Here is a 24209-nt window from a genome sequence, read left to right as displayed (position 1 = left end):
GCCCCGGGGTGGTCGCGGAGGGAAGCCGGCGATTTTAGCAGGCCGGGAGGGGCGAGGAGTGAGCGCAGAGGAGTGAGAAGTGAGCGAAAGCCAAGCGTGTCGGGCCTTTCACTCACTTCTCACTCCTCTGCGCTCACTCCTCGCTCCACCCCGTTCAGCGTCCGAATGGACTCCCCGCCCCGCCTGCGGCACCATTTCCGACCTTGAACGTCGCCGTCGGCCCCGGGCCGGCGGACGGCCGCACGGGCCGGGCCAGGCGGTCCGCAACGCGGGCGGGATGCCCGCTCCACGAACAGATAGGGACAGCGATGGGCGGGTCGATGGGTAAGGCAATCCGGACTTGGGCAATGGCCGCGGCGCTGCTGGCGAGCTTCGCCGCGAGCGCGCAGCGGGTCGAGGGCGATCGCGCCCAGGCCGATGGCGCGTATTCGGCCGAAGTGCCGGTCGGCGGCCAGAGCGAGAACGAGCGCAACGGCGCGATGGCGCGCGCGCTGGCCCAGGTGCTGAGCAAGATGTCCGGCGACCGCGCCGCGGCCAGCCGTCCCGGCGTCGGCCAGGAACTGCGCCGGGCCAAGGACTACGCCACCGGCTACGACTACCGCCAGGACGAGGGCGTGTCCCAGGTCACCGGCGCGCCGACCTTCCAGACCACGCTGGTGGTCAGCTTCGACCAGGAAAAGGTCGACAACCTCGCCGCCACCCTCGGCCTGCCGATCTGGCCGCAGCCGCGGCCCAAGCCGGTGCTGTGGCTGGCGATCGACGACGGCAGCGGCCCGCGCCTGGTCGGCCTGGCCCAGGCCAACGCCGCGCGCGCCGTGCTCAACCGCGCGGTCGAGCGCGGCTACCGCCTCGGCCTGCCCAGCGGCAGCGCCGCCGAACAGGCCAGCGTCGGCGCGATCTGGCGCGGCGACGCCGCCGCGGTGGCGCGCGCCTCGGCCCGCTACAGCCCGCCGATGCAGCTGATCGGCAAGCTCTACCGGGTCAAGACCGGCGGCTGGAAGGGCGACTGGACCTTCGTCGACGGCGGCAAGGTGCTGGGCAGCTGGAACAGCGCCGACCTCGACGCGCGCAAGGTCATGGCCGGCGGCGCCGACGGCGCGGCCGACGCGCTGATGAAGCGCTACGCCAAGCGCAGCGTGGCCGGCACCCCGGGCACCTACCGCGTGGTGTTCACCGGCGTGCGCAGCGCCGACGACTACATCCGCCTGGCCGGCTACCTGCAGGGCCTGGCGGTGGTGCGCAAGATCGTCCCGGTCCGGGCCACGCCCGAGAGCGTGGAGTTCGACCTCGACCTGCTCTCCGGCTTGCCCGGCTTCAAGCGCATGACCGATGCCGGCGGCACCCTGGTCGGCCTGGAAGGCCTCGAAGGCCAGCCGCCCGTGTTCCAACTGCACTGAGCCCCCGCATGACCGACCCGACGCCTGTGCGCGCCCCGCTCGAAGACATCGCCCTGTTCCTGCGCCGCCTGCAATGGACGGCGCTCGGTGTCGGCGCATGCTGGCTGCTGTGGGTGCTGGCCCCGGTGCTGACCCCGTTCGTCGTCGCCGCCATGCTCGGCTGGCTCGGCGATCCGCTGGTCGACCGGATCGAGCGCACCGGCCGCTCGCGCAACACCTCGGTGGCGCTGGTGTTCACCCTGATGGCGCTGCTGGTGGTGCTGGTGCTGGTGATCCTGGTGCCGCTGATCGAGCGCCAGATCACCACCTTGATCGTGTCGCTGCCGACCTACCGCGCCTGGTTCACCGAGACCGCGATCCCGTGGCTGGAGCAGCGCACCGGCTTCCAGATCAGCGTCTGGCTCGACCTCAACCACATCATCGAGCTGGTGCGCAGCAACTGGGAGCGCGCCGGCGGCGTCGCCACCACCTTGCTGGGCTATCTGTCGCGCTCGGGCTTCGCCCTGATCGCGATGGTCGCCAACATCGCCCTGCTGCCGGTGCTGACCTTCTTCTTCCTGCGCGACTGGGACAAGCTGGTCGAACGCGTCGCCTCGCTGATCCCGCGCGACTACCTCGGCACGGTCAGCCGCCTGGCCAAGGAATCCAACGACGTGCTCGGCGCGTTCCTGCGCGGCCAGTTCCTGGTGATGCTGGCGCTGGGCGTGATGTACGGCGTCGGCCTGTGGGGCGTCGGCCTGGATCTGGGCATCCTGATCGGCATCATCGCCGGCCTGCTGACCTTCGTGCCTTACCTGGGCCCGGCCAGCGGCATCATCCTCGGCGTGATCGCCGCGCTGGTGCAGTACGGCGACTGGAAGCACGTGCTCGGCGTGCTCGCGGTGTTCGGCGTGGGCCAGGTGGTGGAAAGCTACTGGCTGACCCCGAAGCTGGTCGGCGACCGCATCGGCCTGCATCCGGTGGCGGTGATCTTCGCCGTGCTGGCCGGCGGCCAACTGTTCGGCTTCCTCGGCATGCTGCTGGCGCTGCCGGTGGCGGCGGTGGCCAACGTGCTGCTGCGCTACGCCCAGGAGCGCTACACCCACAGCCGCCTGTACGCGGGCGACCAACCGGTCGCGCCGCTGGAACCGGCGCTGGCGCCGGCCGGCGCGGACGCAGCGGAGCGCGAGAGCAAGCAGTGAGCATTCCGCAGTTGCCGCTGGCCCTGCGTCATTCGCCGGATCAGCGTTTGGAAACCTATGTGAATGCGCCCGACGGCGCGATCGCGCAGTTGCGTTCCCTGGCGAGCAGCGACGAGGAAACCGCGGGCTACCGCGATCCCTCCGGCGCGGACTGGGTCTACCTGGCCGGCCCGTCCGGGGTCGGCAAGACCCACCTGCTGCTGGCCGCGTGCGCCCAGGCCGACATCGCCGGCCGCCGCGCCGCCTACGTGCCGCTGAGCGCGGCGGTCGGCCGGCTGCGCGAGGCGTTGCAGTCGCTGGACACCAACAACGACCTGCTGGCGCTGGACGGGATCGAAGCGATCGCCGGCCGGCGCGAGGACGAGATCGCCTTGTTCGACACCCACAACCGCGCGCGCCAGGCCGGCATCGTGGTGATCTACGCCTCGCGCGAGAACCCCGACGAACTCAAGCTGACCTTGCCGGACCTGCGCTCGCGCCTGTCGCAGTGCACCCGCATTGTGCTGACCCCGCTCGACGACGACGGCCGCGCCCAGGTCCTGCGCCAGCGCGCGCAGCGGCGCGGGCTGGCGCTGGAAGAAGCGGCGCTGGAATGGATGCTCAAGCGCATGGACCGCGACCTCGGCGGCCTGACCCAGTTGCTGGACAAGCTCGACCGCGCCTCGCTGGCCGCGCAGCGGCGCATCACGGTGCCGTTCCTCAAGCGCACGATCGACGACGAAACTTGAGTCGATAGCCGCGTTGGCGGATCCAACGAAGCCATGCGGCTTCATTCCCTTCTCCACGCGGCCCCAACCCCGTCATTCCAGCGGAAGCTGGAATCCATTTTGCCGTCGCGGTTGCGGTTGCTGTGGTCGTTGATAGCTTTTGCCGTTGCTTAAGCTCACCTTCGAGCCGAAGCAGCAGCCGCGCAGCCCCGGAGGGCGCGCGCATGGGGCAGGATGCCCCTTATGGCGCGGCCCCGCGCCCCTTTCGAGCCCTAGTGGCTCTTGATTCGAAAAAGATAAGGCCCTTTCTTTGGTTACTTTCTTTGTGGCTTCAGACAAAGAAAGTGACCCGGCCGCTTGCGGACGGAAGCTTTTGATCTCCGCTTGTCGTCACCCGAACGAACACGCAAACGCAGAACCCACCGCGGCACGCCCCCCCCTGTAGGAGCGGCGCAAGCCGCGACCGCGCCATCGCACCTGCAGCGAAAGTTACGGCGTAATTGCGATGGCGCGGTCGCGGCTCGCGCCGCTCCTACAGTCGGATACGCAACCCCACAACCGTCATTCCGGCGAAAGCCGGAACCCATGTTGACGTTGCTGCTGCTTTCGCCGTTAGCGATGTGTCGCGTGACGACAAGCCAACATCAAAAGCTTTCGTCCGCAAGCGGCCGAGCTACTTTCTTTTGTCAGCGCGACAAAAGAAAGTAGCGCTGGTCTCTAACCTCAAGTGCATCACCTCAGTGAGGCACTGTGAATGGGCCAGCAGTATTCGCATCTGAGCGCAGAAGAGCGCGGGGCCATCATGGTCTTGATCGCCCAAGGGGCGAGCGGACGGCAAATCGCCCAGACGTTGGGTCGGGCGCAAAGCACAATTGCTCGCGAGTTGCGCCGTAATGGGTTTCGGTCCCATTCGGGGCCGCCGCTACGCGGACGCCCCCGTTTCGACCCTGGCTACGATGCGACCCGGGCGGGCCGGCGGGCCCAGCGACTGCGGCGACGGGCGCGGGTGCGCCGCAAGCTGCGACGCGACACCGTGCTGTGGCGACGCGTGCGCTATTGGCTGGAACGGTGCTGGTCGCCGCAACAGATTGCCGACAAACTGCGGGATCTGTACCCGGACCGGCCCTGGCTGCGCGTGTCGCACGAAACGATCTATACCGCGATTTATGCGATGCCGCGCGGCGAATTGCGCCGCCAGGTGACCCGTCTGCTGCGGCAGGGGCGCAAGTCCGGCCGCCGCACGCGCCAGGGAAGCGACGCCCGCGGCCATCTGCCGGATCTGCCCAACATCCGCCTGCGGCCGCCGGCCGCGCATGAGCGCCTGATGCCGGGGCATTGGGAGGGCGACCTGATCGTGGGCGCGCACAACCGCTCGGCGATTGGGGTATTGGTCTGCCGCCGCACCTTGTACGTCAAGCTGGTCAAGCTCGCCGACGCGACCGCGCACACGGTGCTGGAGGCCTTCAGCTCGGCGTTCGAAGGCGTGCCGGAAAGTTTGAAGAAGACCTTGACCTACGACCAGGGCAAGGAAATGGCATCGCATCGGCAGTTGAGCGAACGCACTGGTTTAGCGATCTACTTCGCCGACCCCCATAGCCCGTGGCAACGCGGAACCTGCGAAAACACCAACGGCTTGTTGCGGCAATACTTTCCCAAGGGCACCGATCTGTCGGTGCATTCTGCGCAGCGCCTCAAAGAGGTGGCGTGGGAAATGAACAACCGCCCCCGCCGTAGCCTGGGCAGGCGCTCGCCCGTCGAGGTGCTCTATGAGGAACTCAAAAACCCGCGGGCGCAGGGTGATGCACTTGGACATTGACTCCGCCAGCCAAAGAAAAACGCTTGTTTAAGGTCACAAGCCACTAAGTCCAGCACCGGGCGCGGGGATGCGCCGTAAGGGGCATCCATGCCCCTACGGCGCACGCGCGCATCCATGCGCGCGCCCTCCGGGTCTGCGCGGCTGCGGCCTCTGTCGAGGTTGCGTCCAAGCTGAGGGCAACGACAACAGCAACAGCAACGACGGCAGCGGCAAGACGGATTCCAGCTTTCGCCGGAACGACGGACGGAGCTGCGTCGTTTCGATGGACGTCAGCGCTCGCCTGAATCGCGGTTTGCGGGGCGCTGGCTTCGGTATACGGCGGCGGGGCTGCGTTTGCTCCGCGCCGCGTTAACCGTCTTCGCCCAGCAAGGCCAGGTAAATCGCCAGGTTGGCCTCGCCGAAACAACACAGCACCACATCCGCGGGCGCTTCGGCGGCGAGCGCATGCGCTCGCACTGTCTCCATCGCGACGCGCGCCGCCGCCTCGGCGGGGTAGCCGAAGATGCCGGTGCTGATGCACGGAAACGCGATCGACGCGAAGCCGCGAGCGGCGGCGATGGCGAGGCTGTTGCGGTAACACGCCGCCAACAGCGCCGGTTCGCCGTGGTCGCCGCCGCGCCAGACCGGTCCGACCGTGTGGATCACATGCTTCGCCGGCAGCCGATGGCCGCCGGTGAGCTTGGCCTCGCCGGTCTTGCAGCCGCCGAGCAGGCGGCATTCGGCCACCAGCGCGGGTCCGGCGGCGCGATGGATCGCACCGTCCACGCCGCCGCCGCCGAGCAGCGAGGAGTTGGCCGCGTTGACGATCGCGTCCAGCGCCAGGGTGGTGATGTCGGCCCGGATCGCGCGCAGTTTCATCGCTTCACCCCTGCGCGGGCCAGTCGATGAACTGCGGCGCCACCGCATCGGTGAGCCACACCCCGTTGTCGGCGCGATAGAACGCGATGCCTTGCGCGTGCATCGCGCCGGCGCGCACGTGCAGCACCAGCGGCGTGCCGTGGCGGCTGCCGACCTTGACCGCGGTGTCGCGGTCGAGCGAGAGGTGCACGTGCTGGCGGCTGCGCTTTTCCAGCCCGGTCTTGCGGATCGAGCCGGCGAAGCGGGTGGCGGTGCCGTGGTAGAGCGTGGCCGGCGGTTCGATCGGCTGCAGGGCCAGGTCGATGTCGATGGAATGGCCCTGGTTGGCGCGGATGCGCAGGCCGTCGTCGCTGAGCTTGAAGCGCTGCTTGTCGTTGTCGCGCACGATGCGTTCGATCAGCGTGCGGCTGTACAGCTTGCCGTGGGCGCCGGCCTTGGCGATGAATTCGTCGATCTCGGCCCAGCCCTGGGCGTCGAGGGTCAGGCCGATGGCCTGCGGTTCGTGGCGCAGGACGAGGCTGAGGAACTTGCTGAGTGTCTTGTGTTGGTCGGTCATAAGCGTCGGCGCGGATGCTAGGCCCGCACCGGCGCCGACGCCAGTGCCGCGGCGGCCGTCAGTCGGCGACGAACGTCGCGTCCAGTTCGCGCAGGCGTTCGGGGGTGCCGACGTCGGTCCAGCGGCCGTGGTGGTGCGAGCCGCGCAGGCGGCCGCGGTCGGCGGCCCGGCGCAGCAGCGGCACGATGCTGAAACGCGGCGGATCGAGTTCGCTGCCGGCGGCGTCGCCGAGCGCGCCGCGCCAGTCGTCGAACAGCCCGGCGCGATACAGGCCGATGCCGGCGTAGGTGAGCTTGCGGTCGCCGTCGTTGCCGACGCGGCCGTCGGCGTCGAGCTGGAAATCGCCGCGCGGATGCTGCGGCGGGTTGTCGACCAGCAGCAGGTGCGCGTCGCCGTCGAACGCGCGCGGCAGCGCGGCGAAGTCGTAGTCGGTCCAGATGTCGCCGTTGGCGACCAGGAACGGCGCTTGCGGATCGGCATCTTCCTGCAGCAGCGCCAGCGCCTTGAGCATGCCGCCGCCGGTTTCCAGCGGGGTCGGGCCTTCGTAGGAATAGCGCAGCCGCAGGCCCCAGCGCGACCCGTCGCCGAGCGCGGCGGGAAATCGCTCGGCCAGCCATGAGGTGTTGACCACGACGTCCGCGACGCCCAGCGCGGCGAGTTTTTCCAGGTGCCATTCGATCAGCGGCTTGCCGCCCACCGGCAGCAGCGGCTTGGGCGTGTGCAGGGTCAGCGGCCGCATGCGTTCGCCCAGGCCGGCGGCGAAGATCAGCGCCTTCATCGCCGGCGCGCTCATGCGCGTTCCGGCGCGTCGGCGCCCGCGGCCAGCGCCGGACGCACGTAGCGCTCGACGATCTCGCTCAGCGGCCGCAGTTCCGGGTAGCGCGGCAGCACCAGATCGAGGTAGCCGAGGAAGCGCGGCGCGTCGGCGAGGTACTTGGGCTTGCCGTCGCGGTGGTGCAGGCGCGCGAACAGGCCGAGGATCTTGATGTGGCGCTGCAGTCCGGCGAAGTCCGCGTCGCGGCGGAAGCGCGGGTAATCCGGCAGCGCGATGCCGGCGGCGACGGCGCGCGCGTGGTAGCGCGCCAGCCACGTTTCCACGCGCTCCTCCGGCCAGCTCACGAAGGCGTCGCGGAACAGGCTGATCGGGTCGTAGGCGATCGGCCCGCGCAACGCGCCCTGGAAGTCGATCACCGCCAGTCCGTCGGCGATGGGCATCAGGTTGCGCGGCATGAAATCGCGATGGATGAACACCTGGCGCTGGGCCAGCACGTTGTCGAGGATGCGGCGGTAGGCGAGGTCGAGCCGCTCCAGGTCGCCGCAATCGAGCGTCGCGCCCAGGTGGCGGCCGAGGAACCATTCGTCGAACAGGCGCAGTTCGCGGGTCAGGAAGGCTTCGTCGTACGGCGGCAGGTCGTCGGGGCAGGGCAGGGCCTGGATCTTCAGCAATTGCCCGAACGCGGCGTCGAACATCGCGTCGGCGTCGGCGCGCCCGGCTTCCACCGCCTGCAGGACGGTCTCGCGGCCGAGATCCTCCAGCAGCAGGAAGCCCTGGTCGGGGTCGGCGCGGTACACCTGCGGCACGCGCACGCCGCCGGCTTCCAGCACTTCGCGCAGGCGCAGCCAGGGACGCGGGTCCTCCAGCTCCGGCGGCGAGTCCATGACGATGACCTCGCCTTCGGGACGGGCCGCGCCGGCGTGCACGCGGCCGCGCCAGTAGCTGCGGAAACCGGCGTCGAAGGAGGCGCGGACGAGGTCGAGGCGGTCGTCGCCGGTCGCGGCGCGGGCCCAGGCCAGGCGCGCGGCGTCGCGGTCGGAGGGGTGCGGCTGGGTCATGCGGGCTCCACGCGGCGAAGGCCGCCGGCGCACAGGGTAGCCGGCCGGGCGCGGAGCGCAACCGCACGGCCCGAACGTCGCGGCCGCGGGCGTCGTTGCGGCCGCTTGTTGTAGGAGCGGCGCAAGCCGCGACCGCGGGGTGTCCGCCCGCGTCGTGGCCTTCGGCGCAGTTGCGTTGTCGCGGTCGCGACTCGCGCCGCTCCCACAGGGGAGCAGCGTTGTCGCCGGTCAGCCAAAAAGTGTAGGGCGAAGCCCGCGACGCCTTCGGCCGGGAACGGTCGCCACCGCCACTCCCAGCGTCGTGCGCCGCGGGCCCCGCCCTACGGGTGCCCGGGTGGAACCTCGCCGCGCGCCGGTCCTGGAGCGCGCGCGGCGGTGCAACGTCGACTCGATCAAACCCAACGGATGAAGCGCGCAACGGTGAAGCCGGAATCCGAAATCCGCGTCGCCGCGGGGTACAGCACGCAGCGAAGCCGGCGCGGGTTCCGACCCGTCGCGGCGGCACATCCGCGACGGTGCGTCCTAGGCGCGCGCCGGTCGCGCCCGGCTTCGCTGCGTATGCCGCGCTTGGCTCAGGCGGCAATCTCCTCGGCCTGCAACGACTTCAGCCATTCGTCGTCGGAGCCTTCGTTGACGCCCTCGAACAGGAACGTCGACAGGTAGCGTTCGCCGGTGTCGGGCAGCATCGCCAGCAGCACCGAGCCTTCCGCCGCGTTTTGCGCGACTTCCAGCGCGGCGGCGACGGTGGCGCCGGCGGAGATGCCGACGAACAGGCCTTCCTCGGCGGCGAGGCGGCGCGCGGTGTCGCGCGCGAGCACGTCGTCGATCGGACGGATCTCGTCGGCGATGCCGCGGTCGAGCACGGCCGGGACGAAGTCCGGGGTCCAGCCCTGGATCTTGTGCGGCTGCCAGTCCTTGCCGCCGAGCAGCGAGGCGCCGGCCGGCTCGGAGGTGACGATCTTCAGGTCCGGCCGAGCCAGCTTGAGGATCTGGCCGGCGCCGCTGAGGGTGCCGCCGGTGCCCCAGCCGGACACGAAGTAGTCCAGCCGCTTGCCGGCGAAGTCGCGCAGGATCTCCGGACCGGTGGTGTTGCGGTGGTAGGCCGGGTTGGCCGGGTTCTCGAACTGGCGGGCGAGGAACCAGCCGTGCTGCTCGGCCAGTTCGGCGGCCTTGCGCACCATGCCGGTGCCGCGCTCGGCGGCCGGCGTCAGGATGACCTTGGCGCCGTACGCGCGCATCAGCTTGCGCCGCTCGATCGAGAAGGTCTCGGTCATCACCGCCACGAACGGATAGCCGCGCGCGGCGGCGACCATCGCCAGGGCGATGCCGGTGTTGCCCGAAGTCGCTTCCACGATCGTCTGGCCGGGCTTGAGCAGGCCGCGCTGCTCGGCGTCGAGCACGATCGCCAGCGCGAGCCGGTCCTTGACCGAGCCGCCGGGATTGAACGATTCGACCTTGGCGTAGAGGGTGACGTGCTTGGGCGCGATGCGGTGGAGCTTGACGATCGGCGTGTCGCCGATGGTGTCGAGGATGCTTTCGTGCAGCGACATGAGGAGGCTCCCGTGGCGTGGGGTATGAGGAATCGGGTGGCGCGGAATCAGGCGGCCCGGGCCAGCGCGGCGTCGGCGGGCGGTTCGGTCAGCGGCGCCGGGCCGAACCAGTGCAGGCGCTGCGCCAGCGCCGCGACTTCGCCGACGATCAGCAGCGCCGGCGACTGCACGCGATGGCCTTGCGCGCGTTCGGCGAGGTCGGCCAGGGTGCCGGTGACCACGCGCTGTCCGGGCCGCGAGCCGTTTTCGATCAGCGCGAACGGCGTGCTGGCGGAGCGGCCGTGTTCGATCAGTTTGTCGCGCAGCACGTCCAGGCCGGCCACGCCCATGTAGACGGCGAGGGTCTGTTTGTCCTGCGCCAGCGCCTGCCAGTCGAGGTCGCCGGCCGAATCCTTGAGGTGCGCGGTGACCAGGCGCAGCGACTGCGCGTGATCGCGATGGGTCAGCGGCACGCCGGCATAGGCGGCGCAGGCCAGCGCGGCAGTGATGCCGGGCACGACTTCGAAGCCGATGCCGGCCTGCGCCAGCACTTCCAGTTCTTCGCCGCCGCGGCCGAACACGAACGGATCGCCGCCCTTGAGCCGGACCACGCGCTTGCCGGCGCGCGCATGTTCGAGCATCAGCTCGTGGATGCGTTCCTGGGTGGTGTGGTGGTTGCCGGCCTGCTTGCCGACTTCGATCAGCTCGGCGTCGCGTCGCGCCAGTCGCAGCACGTCGCGGCTGACCAGGCGGTCGTGCAGGATCACGTCGGCCTGGTTGAGCGCGCGCAGGCCGCGCAGCGTCATCAATCCGGCGTCGCCGGGACCGGCGCCGACCAGCACCACCGAACCGGCCGGCGGCGCGGCGGGTTTGTCGTCGATCAGGGCCGCGCCGAACGCGCGTTGCGCCTCGTCGTGGCGGCCGTCGCGCAGCAGCGCCGGAATCGCGCCGGCCAGCACGCGTTCGAAGAAGCGGCGGCGCTGGCCGAGGTCGGGATAGTGGCGGCGGATGCGCGCGCGTTCGCGGTTGAGCAACTGCGCCAGCGCGCCCAGCGATTCGTCCAGCTCGGTCTCGAGTTTTTCGCGCAGGTGCCGCGCCAGCATCGGCGCGCCGCCGCCGCTGGAGATGGCGATCTGCACCGGCCCGCGCTCGACCCGCGCCGGCACGTGGAAGCCGGAGGCCTCGACGTCGTCGACCACGTTGACCCAGATCCGCCGCGCTTCGCCGGCCGCGGCGACCGCGCGGTTGACCGCGGCGTCGTCGGTGGCGGCGATCGCCAGCCAGGCTTCATCCAGCCACTGCGGCGCGAATTCGCCGGGCAAGTGTTCGATGCGCCCTTCGGCGGCCCAGGCGCTCAAGCCCGGATTGAGCGTGGGCGCGCCGACCCGCACCGTGGCGCCGGCGTCGAGCAGGGCCGCGGTCTTGCGCTGGGCGACCGCGCCGCCGCCGACCACCAGCACGCCGCGGCCGCGCAGGTCGGCGAACAGCGGGAACAAGCCGCCGCCCGGCCGTTCGCCGGCCTGCGGTGCGTTGTCGTGCTCGGAGCGGGACGAGGCGCGGGTCACGGCGGCGTGGGGCGTCGGGAGGGAGGATGCGACGACCCTACGGCCGTCGCCCGGCGCGGCGGAAATGACGGCCCCGCCTTTGCACATGCCGTCACGTAATGAGCCGCAGCGTTGCCGGACGGATACTGGACACGGGTTATACGGCTGGTTAATCTATAAATCCTTTCATCCGAATAGAGCGATAAATACGTGGACACGATGTGCCAGCGAATGCGTGCGATGCGCCCGAGCCGCCGCGGCAACGCGGCCGCCGGCTGTTGTCGCAGCCGCGCCGTTCGCCGCATCGCGCCCCGACACTCTTTCTGGATCGCCACCCCATGACCCTCACCCAGCTGCGCTACCTGGTCGCCATCGCCGATTCCGGCCTCAACATCACCCTCGCCGCCGAACGCGTCCACGCCACTCAGCCCGGCCTGTCCAAGCAGCTCAAGCAGCTCGAGGACGAGCTGGGCTTTCTGTTGTTCGTGCGCAAGGGCCGCAGCCTGGAGGCGATCGCGCCGGCCGGCGAGCGTGTGCTCGCGCATGCGCGGCGCATCCTCGAGGAGGCGGCCAACATCCGCGCCTACGCCGCCAACGAGCGCGGCCAGCACGCCGGCCGGCTGGTGCTGTCGACCACCCACACCCAGGCGCGCTACGTGCTGCCGCCGGCGATCGCCCAGGTCAAGCGCGACTTCCCCCAGGTCAGCGTGCACCTGCAGGCCGCGGCCGACGGCGAGGTGCTCGCGCATCTCTCGCACGGCAACGCCGATCTGGCGGTGATCAGTACCGCCGGCGCGCCGCCCGAGGGCGGCCTGGCGGTGCCGTTGTTCCGCTGGCGCCGGGTGGTGCTGGTGCCGCGCGCGCATCCGCTGGCCAAGCTCGACCGCGCGCCGACCCTGGCCGAACTGGCGGCGCAGCCGCTGATCAGCTACGAATCCTCGACCCGGCCCGAATCCTCGCTGCGCCGCGCCTTCGCCGCCGGCGGCCACGAGCCGCAACTGGCGATGACCGCGCGCGACGCCGACCTGATCAAGACCTACGTGCGCACCGGCCTGGGCGTGGGCCTGCTGGCCGAAATGGCGGTGACCTCGCGCGACGACGATCTCAAGGCCCTGACCGCGCCCGACGCGGTGCCCGAATGCATCACCTGGGCGGTGATCCCGCGCGCGCGCGTGCTGCGCGACTATGCGCTGGAACTGGTCCACGGCCTGGCGCCGCAGATCGACCGGCGCGACCTGCGGCGGGTGCTGGAAGGCAACCTCGAACCGGCGTGGCCGAAGGCGCCGAGCTGGATCGAGCTGACCCAGTCGATCAGTTCCTGAGCGCGGGTGGATACCGCGAATCCCGCGCGATGCCTCGCGCGGCGAGGCGCGGAGGATTTTCGTTTCCACCTCCTTCCCGATCGCGAAATCGCTGCGCGATCTGCCTGTAGGAGCGACGCGAGTCGCGACCGCGGGGCGGCCGCTCGCGGCGGAAGTTTCGTCGCAGCCGCATGGTCGCGGTCGCGACTTGCGTCGCTCCTACAGGGGGCATCCGGCTTCGACCGCGATCTGCCTGTAGCAGCGTCGCAGCGGCGTCGCCCCGGCCGCGATCAGGCGGCCTGGTTCTCCTGCGCCGGCTCGCTGTCGAAGTGCAGCCCGCATTCGCGCTTGAGTCCGAAGAAGCGGGTGTCTTCCTCGCGCATGCCCGGCTCCAGCCGGCGCGTGGTGTGGACGTCGCCGATGGATACGTAGCCGTCGTGCCACAGCGGGTGATAGGGCAGTTCGTGCGTCTGCAGGTACTGCCACACGTCGCGGTCGCTCCAGTCGGCCAACGGATGCAGCTTCCAGCGGCCGTCCTTGAGTTGCAGGAACTCCAGCCCGGCGCGGCTGCCCGATTGGCTGCGGCGCAGGCCGGCGATCCAGGTGCGCACGCCCAGTTCGGCCAGTGCGCGCTGCATCGGCTCGACCTTGCGCAGGCGGTTGTAGCGCTCCAGGCCTTCCAGCCCCTGTTCCCACAGTTTGCCGAAGCGCGCTTCCATCCACGCCGCGCCCATCTGCGGGCGATAGACCTTGAGGTTCAGCGCCAGGCGTTCGCCGAGTTCGTCGATGAAGCGGTAGGTTTCCGGGAACAGGTAGCCGGTGTCGATCACGATCACCGGAATGCGCGGCGCCTGCCGCGCGACCATGTGCAGCGACACCGCCGACTGCGCGCCGAAGCTGGACGACAGGGCGTGTTCGCCGGCGGTGTTCTCCAGCGCCCAGGCCACGCGCTGCTCGGCCGTCTGGGTTGCCAGCCAGGCGTTGAGTTCGGCGAGCGCGCGCGGCGACTCGGCGGCGGTGACGGGATCGGTCGGAGCGCTCATGGGCGGGCCTGTGCAACCAGTTCGACGGGGATGCCGGTGGGCGTGGGATAGGGCACCGTCACGACCTGACGGCGCACCAGGTAGTCGCCGAAGCCTTCGCCGTCTTCGCGCTCGCCGGCGTAGCCGGCCAGCAGCGGATCGAGCGCGGCGAGGATCTCGGCCTCGACGATGTTTTCGCGATACAGCGTGTTCAGGCGCTGGCCGCGATGGTCGGCGCCGAGCATCAGGTTGTAGCGGCCCGGCGCCTTGCCGACCAAGGCGATCTCGCCCAGGTAGGGGCGCGAGCAGCCGTTGGGGCAGCCGCTGAGGCGCAGGTTGATCGGCGCGTCGGCGATCGCATGGCGCTGCAGCAACGTTTCCAGCGCGTCGACGAACTCGGGCAGGTAGCGCTCGGCCTCGGCCATGGCCAGGCCGCAGGTCGGCAGCGCCACGCAAGCCAGCGCGTTGCGCCGCACCGGGCTGGCGCTGACGTGGCCGTCCAGGCGGTGCTGCGCGACCAGCGCATCGACGCGCTCGCGCGACGCCGCCGGCACGCCGGCGATGGTCAGGTTCTGGTTCGGCGTCATCCGGAACTGCGCGCCTTCGGCGTCGAGCAGCAGTTCGGCGATCGCGCGCAAGCCGCTGAGGTGGGTCACTTCCTCGCCGCGGCCGTCGAGCGCGCCGTCGACGATGCGTCCGGCGGGAATGCGCAGGGTCAGGTGCGCGCGGCCGTCGTCGCCCTCGACCCAGCCGAAGCGGTCGCCGTTGTGGCGGAAGGCGAACGGACGCGCCGGAAGGAGAGTGAAACCGGCGCGCCGTTCGACTTCCGCTTTGAACCAGTCCAGACCGCGATCGTCGATGGTGTACTTGAGCCGCGCGCGCTTGCGCACCTGGCGGTTGCCGAAATCGCGCTGGGCGGTGACCACGGCCACGCCGACCGCGATCACCTGATCCGGGGTGACGAAGCCGATCACGTCGGCGACGCGCGGGTAGGTCTCGGCGTCGCCGTGGGTCGCGCCCATGCCGCCGCCGACGGTGACGTTGTAGCCCAGCAGCTCCCCGTCTTCGAGGATGGCGATGTAGCCCAGGTCCTGGGCGAACACGTCGACGTCGTTGTACGGCGGGATCGCGAAGCCGATCTTGAACTTGCGCGGCAGGTAGGCCTGGCCGTAGATCGACTCGTCCTCGCTGCCGCTGCCGGCGACGAGTTCCTCGTCGAGCCAGATCTCGTAATAGGCGCGGGTCTTCGGCAACAGGTGTTCCGACAGCGCCGCGGCCTGGGCGAACACCTGCGCGTGGCTGGCGCTGACCTGCGGATTGGCCGCCACCGCGACGTTGCGGTTGACGTCGCCGCACGCGGCGAGGGTGTCGAGCAGGGCGGCGTTGATCGCCTGCATCGTCGCCTTGAGCTCGGTCTTGATCACGCCGTGGTACTGGAACGCCTGGCGGGTGGTGATGCGCAGGCCGCGCTCGGCGAAACGGGTGGCGACGGAATCGAGCTTGAGCCATTGCTGCGGCGAGACCACGCCGCCCGGGGTGCGGGTGCGGATCATGAAGCTGTAGGCCGGCTCCAGCTTGGCCACGCGGCGCTCTTCGCGCACGTCGCGGTCGTCCTGCTGGTAGCTGCCGTGGTACTTGATCAGGGTCTGGTCGTCGTCGTTGAGCGCCCCGGTCAAGGGGTTGGCCAGACTCTCCAGCAAGCTGCCGCGCAGGCGCGCGCTGGACTGCTTGATGTCCTCGACCGAATGCGCGCTCATGCGGCGGCTCCGGCGAAGCCGCGGCGGAAGGCCCGCAGTTGCAGCCCGAACGGAGCGCGTCGCGACGGCGGCGGCGCGTTCTTGTCGGCGCGCTCGTGAACGCCGGCGCGGGGTTCGCGCTCCATCCGGACTGCCGGGGCAAGCGGTGCGGGCGCGCAGCCGGGCGTCCCGCGACGCTCAGTAGAACCCACAACCGCACCGTCGGCCTGCGACGCGCGGCGCGGTTCGACGAAGTAATGTTCCGACCAGCGGACAGCGACGGCGTACATCAGTAGACATCCCGGGCGTAGCGCCCTTGTTGTTGCAGATCGTTGAGGTAGTCCTCGGCGGCTTCGTCGCCGCGGCCGCCGTGTTCGGCGATCGCCGCCAGCAGCGCGGCATGCACGTCCTTGGCCATGCGCGTGGCATCGCCGCACACGTACAGGTGGGCGCCGTTCTGCAGCCAGTCGTAAAGTTCGCGGCCGTGCTCGCGCAGGCGGTGCTGGACGTAGACCTTGTGCGCCTGGTCGCGCGAGAACGCCAGGTCCAGCCGGTGCAGCTGGCCGGACTTCAGCGCCGCCTGCCACTCGGTCTGGTAGAGGAAGTCGGTGCGGAAATGCGGGTTGCCGAACAGCAGCCAGTTGCGCCCGGACGCGCCGTCGGCGGCGCGGTCCTGGACGAAACCGCGGAACGGCGCCACGCCGGTGCCCGGGCCGATCATGACGATGTCGCGGCTGCCGTCGGCGGGCAGGCGGAAGCGTTCGTTGGCTTCGATGAACACCGGCAGGCGCTCGCCTTCCTCGGCGCTGGCGAGCTGGTGCGAGGCCGCGCCCCAGCGCAGGCCGAGTTCGCTTTCGTACTCGACGTGGGCCACGGTCAGGTGCGCTTCCTCGCCGACCGCCTTCTGGCTGGAGGCGATCGAGTACAGGCGCGGAGTCAGCGGGCGCAGCGTGGCGACCAGTTCCTCGGCCGACCAGGCGCCATCGTAGCGCTGCAGCAGGTCGATCACCTGGCTGCGCGACAGCAGTTCGGCCAGCGACGCCGACTGGTCGGGCGCGAGCAGCCGGTTGAGTTCGTCGCTGCGCGCGTGCGCGGCGTGGCTGGCGACGAACGGACGCGCGAGCTTGGTCAGCTCGCGCTTCTCGCCGAGCCATTGGCGCAGCGGCAGGTTCTGGCCGGCGTGGGCGACGGCGGCGTCGCCGTCGAGCTGCAGCGTCTCCAGCACCGCCTGCACCAGCGCGGGCGGGTTGCGCGGCCACAGGCCGAGCGCGTCGCCGGGCTGGTAGTGCAGGCCGGAATCCTCCAGCGACAGCTCGATGTGGCGGATGTCCTTGTCGGCGGCGACCGCGCCGCGCGCGCTGCTGGCGCGGGCGATCAGGCGGCGGTTGCCGATCAGCTCAGCGGCGAACGGCGCGTCGCGGTGATGGGTCGGCGCGGCCGGCGCGATCGGGCGCAGCGGCGTCACCGTCGCCAGGTGCGCGGCGGCCGGCTTCAGGGTGTCCTTGGCCTGGGCCAGTGCCTGCTGCAGCCACGGGCCGGACACGGTTTCGATGTCGAGGTCGGCGTCGCCGCGGGCGAAGGCGCGGGTGGCGCCGAGTTCGGCCAGGCGTGCGTCGAGGCGGGCGCCGATCGCGCAGAACTGCGGATAGCTCGAATCGCCGAGGCCGAGCACGGCGTAGTGCACACCCTTAAGCTCGGGCGCGCGCTTGCCGGCGATGAAGTCGACCAGGCCGCGCGCGTCGTCCGACGGATCGCCGTCGCCCTGGGTGCTGACCACCAGGTACAGCAGGCGCTCGCCCTTGAGTTCGCGGGTCGGGTAAGCGTCGGCGCGCAGCAGGCGCACGCCCAGGCCGGCGGCCTCGGCCTGCGCGGCGAGCTGTTCGGCCAGGCGCTTGGCGTTGCCGGTCTGGCTGCCGTAGACCACGGTCAGCCGCTCGCCGGTCTTGCTCTCGACCGCAGCCGGCGCGGCGGCCGTGGCCACGGCGAGGCCGGAGCGGGCCAGCCCGGCGGCATAGCCGGACAGCCACCACAGGCTGTCGCGATCCAGGCCGTCGGTGAGACGGGCGAGCGAGTCGAGCCGGTCGGCCGGCAGCGGCGCGGCGAGCAGGGGCGGAGCGGCGAGGGGCTGCGCGGGCAGCGCGGCGGACGGGGCGGCGGCAGGCACGGTGGCGGTCTGCGTCTGGCTTCGGAATCCGCAGGCTACGAGCCCGCGCCGGGCGCGCGGAAAGGATGCTCGGTTATTCGTTAATGCCTTGCGTTCATTTCTCCCCGAATCCGGGGGGATTTCTAATGCGTTCCACGGCGGTGTCCGTGGCGGGGTCCGTTGAGGGCCGCCGCCGCTGTCGCCGCCGCCGCTGCCGCGCGGCCGGGTCCGCGCCGAGGCGGGCAGGACGGCGCGCCCGCATTCACGATCGCGGCGCGTCGCCCGGCGCGACCGGGTTCTCATTTGGATCGCGCCAACGGAAGCAATCGGCGCAGGCAGCGCGACACGCAACACACATTGTGATTCCATGGATGCCGGGTCGCCGCGCAGGCGTCCATGGAAGTCGGACCCAACCTTTTGCAGGCCGGACGCCGCCGCGTCGTCCCGCCGTCCCAGGAACGCGGCGAGCGAGCCCCTTTGCGATGAGTGCGTCACCCGTACCGAGCGCCGCCTTCGATCCCGTCTCCGACACGTCCACGCCGCTGGCCCAGGCGCTGAGCCATCTCGACCGGCTCGAAGCCGAGAGCATCCACATCCTGCGCGAGGTCGCGGCCGAGTTCCGCAACCCGGTGATGCTCTATTCCATCGGCAAGGACAGCTCGGTGCTGCTGCACCTGCTGCTCAAAGCGTTCTATCCCGCGCGCCCGCCGATCCCGCTGCTGCACGTGGACACCGGCTGGAAGTTCCGCGAGATGATCGCCTTCCGCGATCGCCGCGCCGCCGAGACCGGCGTCGACCTGCGCGTGCACATGAATCCCGACGGCCTGGCCCAGGGCATCGGCCCGGTCAGCCACGGCGCGGCCGTGCACACCGACGTGATGAAGACCCAGGGACTCAAGCAGGCGTTGGACTGGAACAAGTTCGACGCCGCCATCGGCGGCGCGCGCCGCGACGAGGAAAAATCCCGGGCCAAGGAACGCATCTTCTCGTTCCGCAATCCGCAGCACCGCTGGGACCCGAAGAACCAGCGCCCGGAGCTGTGGAACCTGTACAACACCCGCATCCACGCCGGCGAGAGCGTGCGCGTGTTCCCGATCTCGAACTGGACCGAGCTCGACGTGTGGCTGTACATCTTCCGCGAGCGCATCCCGGTGCCGTCGCTGTACTTCGCGGCCAAGCGCCCGGTGGTCGAGCGCGACGGCGCGCTGATCCTGGTCGACGACGAGCGCCTGCCGCTGCGCGCCGGCGAAACCCCGCAGGTGCGCAACGTGCGCTTCCGCACCCTGGGCTGCTATCCGCTCACCGGCGCGATCGAATCCGAAGCCGACACGCTGGAGAAGATCATCGCCGAGATGCTGGTGGCCACCACCTCCGAACGCCAGGGCCGGATGATCGACCACGATCCGTCCGCCTCGATGGAACGCAAGAAGCAGGAGGGCTACTTCTGATGGCCACGGGATTCGGAGTTCGGGATTCGGGATTGGCCGAAGCGGAACGCGGCGACGCGGGCGATGCGAAGTCGGAGGCGGGCGCGGGGAAAACGGGCGGCAGCGTGGTGGCGTTCGCCAATCCCGCATCGCCGGTCGCCAACGCCGCCGGCGAGGCCGTCGCCGATTACCTCAAGCAGCACGAGAGCAAGAGCCTGCTGCGCTTCATCACCTGCGGCAGCGTCGACGACGGCAAGAGCACCCTGATCGGGCGCCTGCTGCACGACACCCAGCGCCTGTTCGAGGACCAGCTGGCCGCGCTCGACGCCGACAGCCGCCGCCACGGCACCCGCAACGGCCAGATCGATTTCGCCCTGCTCGTCGACGGCCTCGCCGCCGAGCGCGAGCAGGGCATCACCATCGACGTGGCCTACCGCTACTTCGGCACCGAGCGGCGCAAGTTCATCGTCGCCGACTGCCCCGGCCACGAGCAGTACACCCGCAACATGGCCACCGGCGCGTCCACCGCCGACCTCGCCGTGGTGCTGGTCGACGCGCGCAAGGGCCTGCTGACCCAGACCCGCCGCCACAGCTACATCGTCTCGCTGCTCGGCATCCGCCACGTGTTGCTGGCGGTCAACAAGATGGATCTGGTCGGTTTCGACCAAGCCGTGTTCGAAGCCATCGTCGAGGAGTACCGCGAACTGGCGGCCAAGCTCGGCATCGACCACGTGCAGGCGGTGCCGCTGTCGGCGCTGGAAGGCGACAACCTCACCGCGCGCTCCGACGCCACGCCGTGGTACCGCGGCCCGAGCGTGCTCGAACACCTGGAAACCGTCGACGTCGCCCGCGACCGCGCCGAGCTGGGCCTGCGCCTGCCGGTGCAGTGGGTCAACCGCCCGCACCAGGATTTCCGCGGTTTCGCCGGTACCATCGCCGCCGGCAGCGTGCGTCCGGGCGACGAGATCGTGGCGCTGCCTTCGGGCCGGCGCTCGCGCGTGCAGCGCATCGTCACCGCCGACGGCGATCTGGCCCAGGCGGTGGCGGGGCAGGCGGTCACGCTGACGCTCGCCGACGAACTCGACATCAGCCGCGGCGACGTGATCGCCGGCGCGGCGCAACCGGCGCAGGTGGCCGACCAGTTCGCCGCGCACCTGTTGTGGATGGATGCGAATCCCTTGCTGCCCGGGCGTTCGTACTGGCTCAAGATCGGCACTCGCACGGTCAGCGCCAGCGTCACCGAGATCAAGCACAAGATCGACGTCAACACCCAGGCCCAGTTGGCCGCGCGCCGGCTCGAACTCAACGAAGTGGCCTCGTGCAACATCGGCCTGGACCAGCCGATCGCGTTCGAGGCCTATCGCGACAACCGCGAGCTCGGCAGCTTCGTCCTGATCGACCGCCAGACCCACGCCACCGTCGCCGCCGGCACCCTCGACTTCGCCCTGCGCCGGGCCGAGAACATCCACTGGCAGCCGGTCGACGTCGACAACGCCGCGCGCGCCCGCGCCAAGCAGCAGAAGCCGCGCTGCGTGTGGTTCACCGGCCTGTCGGGCTCGGGCAAGTCGACGATCGCCAATCTGGTCGACAAGCAACTGCACGCGCTCGGCCACCACACCTTCATCCTCGACGGCGACAACGTCCGTCACGGCCTCAACAAGGACCTGGGCTTCACCGACGCCGACCGGGTCGAGAACATCCGCCGCGTCGCCGAAGTCGCCAAGCTGATGACCGACGCCGGCCTGATCGTGCTGGTGAGCTTCATCTCGCCGTTCCGCGCCGAACGGCAACTGGCGCGCGAGCTGTTCGGCGCCGACGAGTTCGTCGAGGTGTTCGTCGACACGCCGCTGGAGGAAGCCGAGCGCCGCGACGTCAAGGGTCTGTACGCGAAAGCGCGCGCCGGCAAGATTCCGAACTTCACCGGCATCGACTCGCCGTACGAAGCGCCGGAATCGCCGGAATTGCATCTGGCGACGCTGGACGACGATCCGCAGGCGCTGGCCCAGCGCGTGGTCGACTACCTGCGCGATTGAGCGCGGCGGCTTCGCAGTCGCGTCGCGATCCGCCGCACCGCAGCGCGGCCGCGACTCGCGCGTTCCCGCAGGGCGCGATGCCGCTGCGTTGGCGCCCTGTAGGAGCGGCGCAAGCCGCGACCGCGCCACCGCAACGACGACGAACCTCGCGGCTACCGGCTTACCCGCAACCGCCGCGGCCTGCGTAGCCACAAAAACGAACGCCCCGGCATCCACCGGGGCGTTCTTGTCCGCGAAACGAAGAATCTAAACTTAGCCTTTCGCCGCCTTGCCGCGAATGAACTCGTACAGGAACAACAAGACGATCGCGCAGACCACCGACACGATCAGCCCGATGAAGCCGCCGCCGCCGTAGATGAGGCTGCCGACATACGCGCCGGCGATGCCGAGCAGGATGGTCAGGATCCATCCCATCGGATCCGCGCCCGGCTTGAAGAAGCGCGCGAGGATGCCGATGACCGCGCCGATGATGATCGTGGAAATGATGCCGCCGAACATGGCCTGCCTCCTCGAAGGAATGGAGCGCACCGGGATGGAGTGCGCAGGGATCATGTGAGCGCCGGCGTCGCCGCCGCGTGAGGGCGTCGCGGGTGGATTGGGCGGCGGTTAAGCCGGTGCCACCGGGCTGAAAGCGCGCCGCTCGCGGCGTGTTTTCGCTTGCGTGCGCAGCCCGTCGCGTGGTTTTTGCGCAGGCGCGACGCAGTCGATCCTGAGTGCGTCGCACCACCGGCGTCTACGCAGCGCGAGGCTCGGTCGCTCGAGCTTCGCGCCTCGCCGACAGCGTCGCCGTCGGCCCGCGCTGGCCGCGGCGGCATCGATGCCGCGCGCCGCGCCGCCGCTGCCACGGACGCGGACGCGGACAAAGAAAAAGCGGGCCGATCGGCCCGCCTTCTCATGCATCCATCGCCCGGGGGCGAGTGTCAGCAGCAGCCGTGGCCGCCGTGGCGATCGCCGCTGTCGGCGACGACCGCCGCGCCGGTGGTCTCGCCGCGCTGGCTGGCCTGGTGATGCTCGGCCACCACCCGCGCCACGCACGCGGTCACCCGCTTGCCCATCGGGATGTGCAGGAACTCGTTGGGGCCGTGCGCGTTGGAATGCGGGCCGAGCACGCCGGTGATCATGAACTGCGCGCCCGGGAACTTCTCGCCGAGCATGCCCATGAACGGAATCGAGCCGCCTTCGCCCATGTACATCGCGGGCTGGCCGAAGAACTCGCGGCTCGACGCGTCGATCGCCTTGGACAGCCACGACGACATCGCCGGCGCGTTCCAGCCGCTGGAGGACTTCTCCAGTTCCAGCGACACCTGCGCGCCGTTGGGCGGATCGCGCAGCAGCACTTCCTTCAGCAGTTCGCCGGCGCGCTTGCCGTCCAGGGTCGGCGGCAGGCGCAGCGACAGCTTGACCGAGGTGTAGGGACGCAGCACGTTGCCGGCCGAGGCCAGCGACGGCATGCCGTCCACGCCGGTCACCGACAGCGCCGGGCGCCAGGTGCGGTTGAGCACCAGTTCCGACAACTCATCGGCCATCGGCTTCATGCCCGGCAGGAACGGGAACTTGTCGTAGACCGCCGTGTCCAGGACCTTGGCCGCCTGGCGCGCCTGCTCCATGCGTTCCTCGGGCACCTCGACGTACAGGCCTTCGACCAGGATTTTGCCGCTGGTCTCGTCCTCCAGCCGCGAGAGCAGCTGGCGCAGCAGGCGGAAGCTCGACGGCACCACGCCCGAAGCGTCGCCGGAGTGCACGCCTTCGCTGAGCACCTTGACCGTGAAGTTGCCGCCGGCCAGGCCGCGCAGCGAGGTCGTGCACCACAGCTGGTCGTAGTTGCCGCAGCCCGAGTCCAGGCACACCACCAGCGAGGGCTTGCCGATGCGCTCGGCGAGGTGGTCGACGTAGGCCGGCAGGTCGTAGCTGCCCGATTCCTCGCAGGCTTCGATCAGGATCACGCAGCGCGAGTGCGGGACCTGCTGGTCCTGCAGCGCCAGGATCGCCGCCAGCGAGCCGAAGATCGCGTAACCGTCGTCCGCGCCGCCGCGGCCGAACAGCTTGTCGCCCTTGATCACCGGCTTCCACGGGCCGAGGTCGTCGTCCCAGCCGGTCATCTCCGGCTGCTTGTCGAGGTGGCCGTACAGCAGCACGCAGTCCTCGTCGCGCGTCTGCGCCGGGGCATCGGCGGCGCGCGCGGTCGCGCCGTCGAAGGCCGGGATGTCGATGAAGATCAGCGGCGTGCGGCCTTCCAGGCGCACCACCTCGACCTGCATGCCGGGAATGCTCTGGGCCTTGGCCCAGGACTCCATCAGCTTGACCGCGTCGTCCATGTAGCCGTGCTTGACCCAGTCGGCGTCGAACATCGGCGACTTGTTGGGGATGCGGATGTATTCGACCAATTGCGGGACGATTTCGTCGTCCCACTTCTGACCGACGTAGCGGTCGACCTTGCTGGCGTCCATGAACGGGGCCTCGGAGCTGGGGAAGGCCGCCATTTTACGCCGGTCCGGCCGTGTAGGACTTTTCCTACCCTGCGCTGCGGTTCCGCCCGACTTCGCCGGGGCGCAAGCGGCGATAACCTGTGCCCGTCGAGACATGGAGACTGTCTCCACCGGCAGACAAGGACTCAGGGAAGCAAGTCGGCCGGCCTGGAATGGAATCCAATCTCAAGGAGCTCAACATGAAGTCGTTTGCCCTCATCGCCAAGTCGCTGGTGCTCTCGCTGGTCCTCGCCGGCAGCGCCTACGCCTCCGAGAAGGTCAATATCAACAGCGCCGATGCGGCCACGCTGGACCGCGTGCTGCTCAACATCGGGGCGTCCAAGGCAGAAGCGATCGTCGCTTACCGCAAGGCCAACGGGGCCTTCCGCAGCGTCGAACAGCTGGCCCTGGTCAAGGGGATCGGTCTGAAGACGGTGGAAAAGAACCGGGACCGTATCGTGGTGGGTGGGGCGCCGGCGCAGGGTCGTCCCATCAACACCGCCGGCGCCATCGCGGCGCCGCGCGCCGCCAGTAAGCGCTGAACAAGCCTGCCGGCACCGTACGGATGCGGAGCCGGTAGCTGATCGGGCAAGGAGGCCCGAAGGATTCGGGGGGAGGTCCCTGGACACGGAAGTACGCTGCCCCGCCGCGGATGGATCCG

General features: G+C 70.1%; 20 protein-coding genes. 8 read left to right on the top strand and 12 right to left on the bottom strand.

Annotated features, from left to right (window positions below; genetic code table 11):
- Positions 1–308: 308 nt before the first annotated feature.
- The 4 genes from JHW41_RS18800 to JHW41_RS18785 all read left to right on the top strand — a co-directional run bounded on the left by JHW41_RS18800 (position 309) and on the right by JHW41_RS18785 (position 5101).
- Positions 309–1397: a DUF2066 domain-containing protein gene (locus JHW41_RS18800; protein ID WP_078997862.1), complete on the top strand. Its 1089-nt coding sequence runs from the start codon at positions 309–311 to the stop codon at positions 1395–1397.
- Between the two features lie 8 nt (positions 1398–1405).
- Positions 1406–2578 carry an AI-2E family transporter gene (locus JHW41_RS18795; protein WP_057946610.1) on the top strand — a complete coding sequence of 391 codons (1173 nt, stop codon included), beginning with the start codon at positions 1406–1408 and terminating at the stop codon, positions 2576–2578.
- Positions 2575–3306 (top strand): DnaA regulatory inactivator Hda, encoded by a 732-nt coding sequence (hda, locus tag JHW41_RS18790; protein ID WP_250444658.1) that lies wholly within the window; start codon positions 2575–2577, stop codon positions 3304–3306. Before JHW41_RS18795 ends, hda begins: the two co-directional genes overlap by 4 nt.
- Before the next feature lie 733 nt (positions 3307–4039).
- Entirely contained in the window at positions 4040–5101 is a 1062-nt protein-coding gene (locus JHW41_RS18785; RefSeq protein ID WP_057945874.1) for an IS30 family transposase, read from the top strand.
- A 348-nt stretch (positions 5102–5449) separates the two neighbouring features.
- Here JHW41_RS18785 and JHW41_RS18780 read toward each other — a convergent pair whose 3' ends face one another.
- The 6 genes from JHW41_RS18780 to cysG all read right to left on the bottom strand — a co-directional run bounded on the left by JHW41_RS18780 (position 5450) and on the right by cysG (position 11373).
- Positions 5450–5959: an O-acetyl-ADP-ribose deacetylase gene (locus JHW41_RS18780; RefSeq protein WP_250444655.1), complete on the bottom strand. Its 510-nt coding sequence runs from the start codon at positions 5957–5959 to the stop codon at positions 5450–5452.
- Between the two features lie 4 nt (positions 5960–5963).
- A complete protein-coding gene (locus JHW41_RS18775; RefSeq protein ID WP_057946613.1) occupies positions 5964–6515 on the bottom strand; it encodes an RNA 2'-phosphotransferase in 552 nt (183 codons plus the stop codon).
- 58 nt (positions 6516–6573) lie between these two features.
- A complete protein-coding gene (murU, locus tag JHW41_RS18770; protein WP_250451105.1) occupies positions 6574–7293 on the bottom strand; it encodes an N-acetylmuramate alpha-1-phosphate uridylyltransferase MurU in 720 nt (239 codons plus the stop codon).
- A gap of 11 nt (positions 7294–7304) precedes the next feature.
- Positions 7305–8348, bottom strand: a complete 1044-nt coding sequence (locus tag JHW41_RS18765; protein ID WP_078996805.1) for an aminoglycoside phosphotransferase family protein — start codon at positions 8346–8348, stop codon at positions 7305–7307.
- A 572-nt stretch (positions 8349–8920) separates the two neighbouring features.
- Entirely contained in the window at positions 8921–9898 is a 978-nt protein-coding gene (gene cysK, locus JHW41_RS18760) for a cysteine synthase A (RefSeq protein WP_078996806.1), read from the bottom strand.
- 47 nt (positions 9899–9945) lie between these two features.
- Positions 9946–11373 (bottom strand): siroheme synthase CysG, encoded by a 1428-nt coding sequence (cysG, locus tag JHW41_RS18755; RefSeq protein WP_250451102.1) that lies wholly within the window; start codon positions 11371–11373, stop codon positions 9946–9948.
- A 386-nt stretch (positions 11374–11759) separates the two neighbouring features.
- Here cysG and JHW41_RS18750 point away from each other — a divergent pair, with 386 nt between their 5' ends.
- Positions 11760–12743 (top strand): LysR family transcriptional regulator, encoded by a 984-nt coding sequence (locus JHW41_RS18750; protein WP_057946616.1) that lies wholly within the window; start codon positions 11760–11762, stop codon positions 12741–12743.
- Positions 12744–13012: 269 nt separating this feature from the next.
- Here the strand turns inward: JHW41_RS18750 and JHW41_RS18745 are convergent, their stop codons facing one another.
- From JHW41_RS18745 to JHW41_RS18730, 4 genes are read right to left on the bottom strand one after another with little or no spacing between them, the layout of a single operon-like run.
- Complete coding sequence (locus JHW41_RS18745; RefSeq protein WP_250444373.1) at positions 13013–13765, bottom strand: phosphoadenylyl-sulfate reductase; 753 nt, start codon at positions 13763–13765, stop codon at positions 13013–13015.
- Complete coding sequence (gene cysI / locus JHW41_RS18740; protein ID WP_250444371.1) at positions 13762–15501, bottom strand: assimilatory sulfite reductase (NADPH) hemoprotein subunit; 1740 nt, start codon at positions 15499–15501, stop codon at positions 13762–13764. Before cysI ends, JHW41_RS18745 begins: the two co-directional genes overlap by 4 nt.
- Positions 15498–15770, bottom strand: a complete 273-nt coding sequence (locus tag JHW41_RS18735) for a hypothetical protein (RefSeq protein WP_138884756.1) — start codon at positions 15768–15770, stop codon at positions 15498–15500. Before JHW41_RS18735 ends, cysI begins: the two co-directional genes overlap by 4 nt.
- Positions 15770–17617 carry an assimilatory sulfite reductase (NADPH) flavoprotein subunit gene (locus tag JHW41_RS18730; RefSeq protein ID WP_428995570.1) on the bottom strand — a complete coding sequence of 616 codons (1848 nt, stop codon included), beginning with the start codon at positions 17615–17617 and terminating at the stop codon, positions 15770–15772. The genes JHW41_RS18735 and JHW41_RS18730 overlap by 1 nt, the downstream gene beginning before the upstream one ends.
- Before the next feature lie 488 nt (positions 17618–18105).
- Here JHW41_RS18730 and cysD point away from each other — a divergent pair, with 488 nt between their 5' ends.
- Positions 18106–19071 carry a sulfate adenylyltransferase subunit CysD gene (gene cysD, locus JHW41_RS18725; RefSeq protein WP_078996810.1) on the top strand — a complete coding sequence of 322 codons (966 nt, stop codon included), beginning with the start codon at positions 18106–18108 and terminating at the stop codon, positions 19069–19071.
- Between the two features lie 104 nt (positions 19072–19175).
- Positions 19176–21083 carry a sulfate adenylyltransferase subunit CysN gene (gene cysN / locus JHW41_RS18720; protein ID WP_428995569.1) on the top strand — a complete coding sequence of 636 codons (1908 nt, stop codon included), beginning with the start codon at positions 19176–19178 and terminating at the stop codon, positions 21081–21083.
- Positions 21084–21335: 252 nt separating this feature from the next.
- Here cysN and JHW41_RS18715 read toward each other — a convergent pair whose 3' ends face one another.
- Together JHW41_RS18715 and JHW41_RS18710 are read right to left on the bottom strand one after the other, a co-directional pair.
- Positions 21336–21635 carry a GlsB/YeaQ/YmgE family stress response membrane protein gene (locus JHW41_RS18715; protein ID WP_250444367.1) on the bottom strand — a complete coding sequence of 100 codons (300 nt, stop codon included), beginning with the start codon at positions 21633–21635 and terminating at the stop codon, positions 21336–21338.
- A 368-nt stretch (positions 21636–22003) separates the two neighbouring features.
- Positions 22004–23530, bottom strand: a complete 1527-nt coding sequence (locus JHW41_RS18710) for a M20 family metallopeptidase (RefSeq protein ID WP_250444365.1) — start codon at positions 23528–23530, stop codon at positions 22004–22006.
- Positions 23531–23721: 191 nt separating this feature from the next.
- Between JHW41_RS18710 and JHW41_RS18705 the strand changes: the two genes are divergently transcribed.
- Positions 23722–24090, top strand: coding sequence for a ComEA family DNA-binding protein (locus JHW41_RS18705; RefSeq protein ID WP_425606176.1), 369 nt, complete (start codon positions 23722–23724; stop codon positions 24088–24090).
- The last annotated feature ends 119 nt before the right edge of the window (positions 24091–24209 follow it).

The organism is Lysobacter enzymogenes (assembly GCF_023617245.1).
Taxonomy (GTDB): Bacteria; Pseudomonadota; Gammaproteobacteria; order Xanthomonadales; family Xanthomonadaceae; genus Lysobacter; species Lysobacter yananisis.
This window is presented reverse-complemented; position numbering and strand designations above follow the sequence as displayed.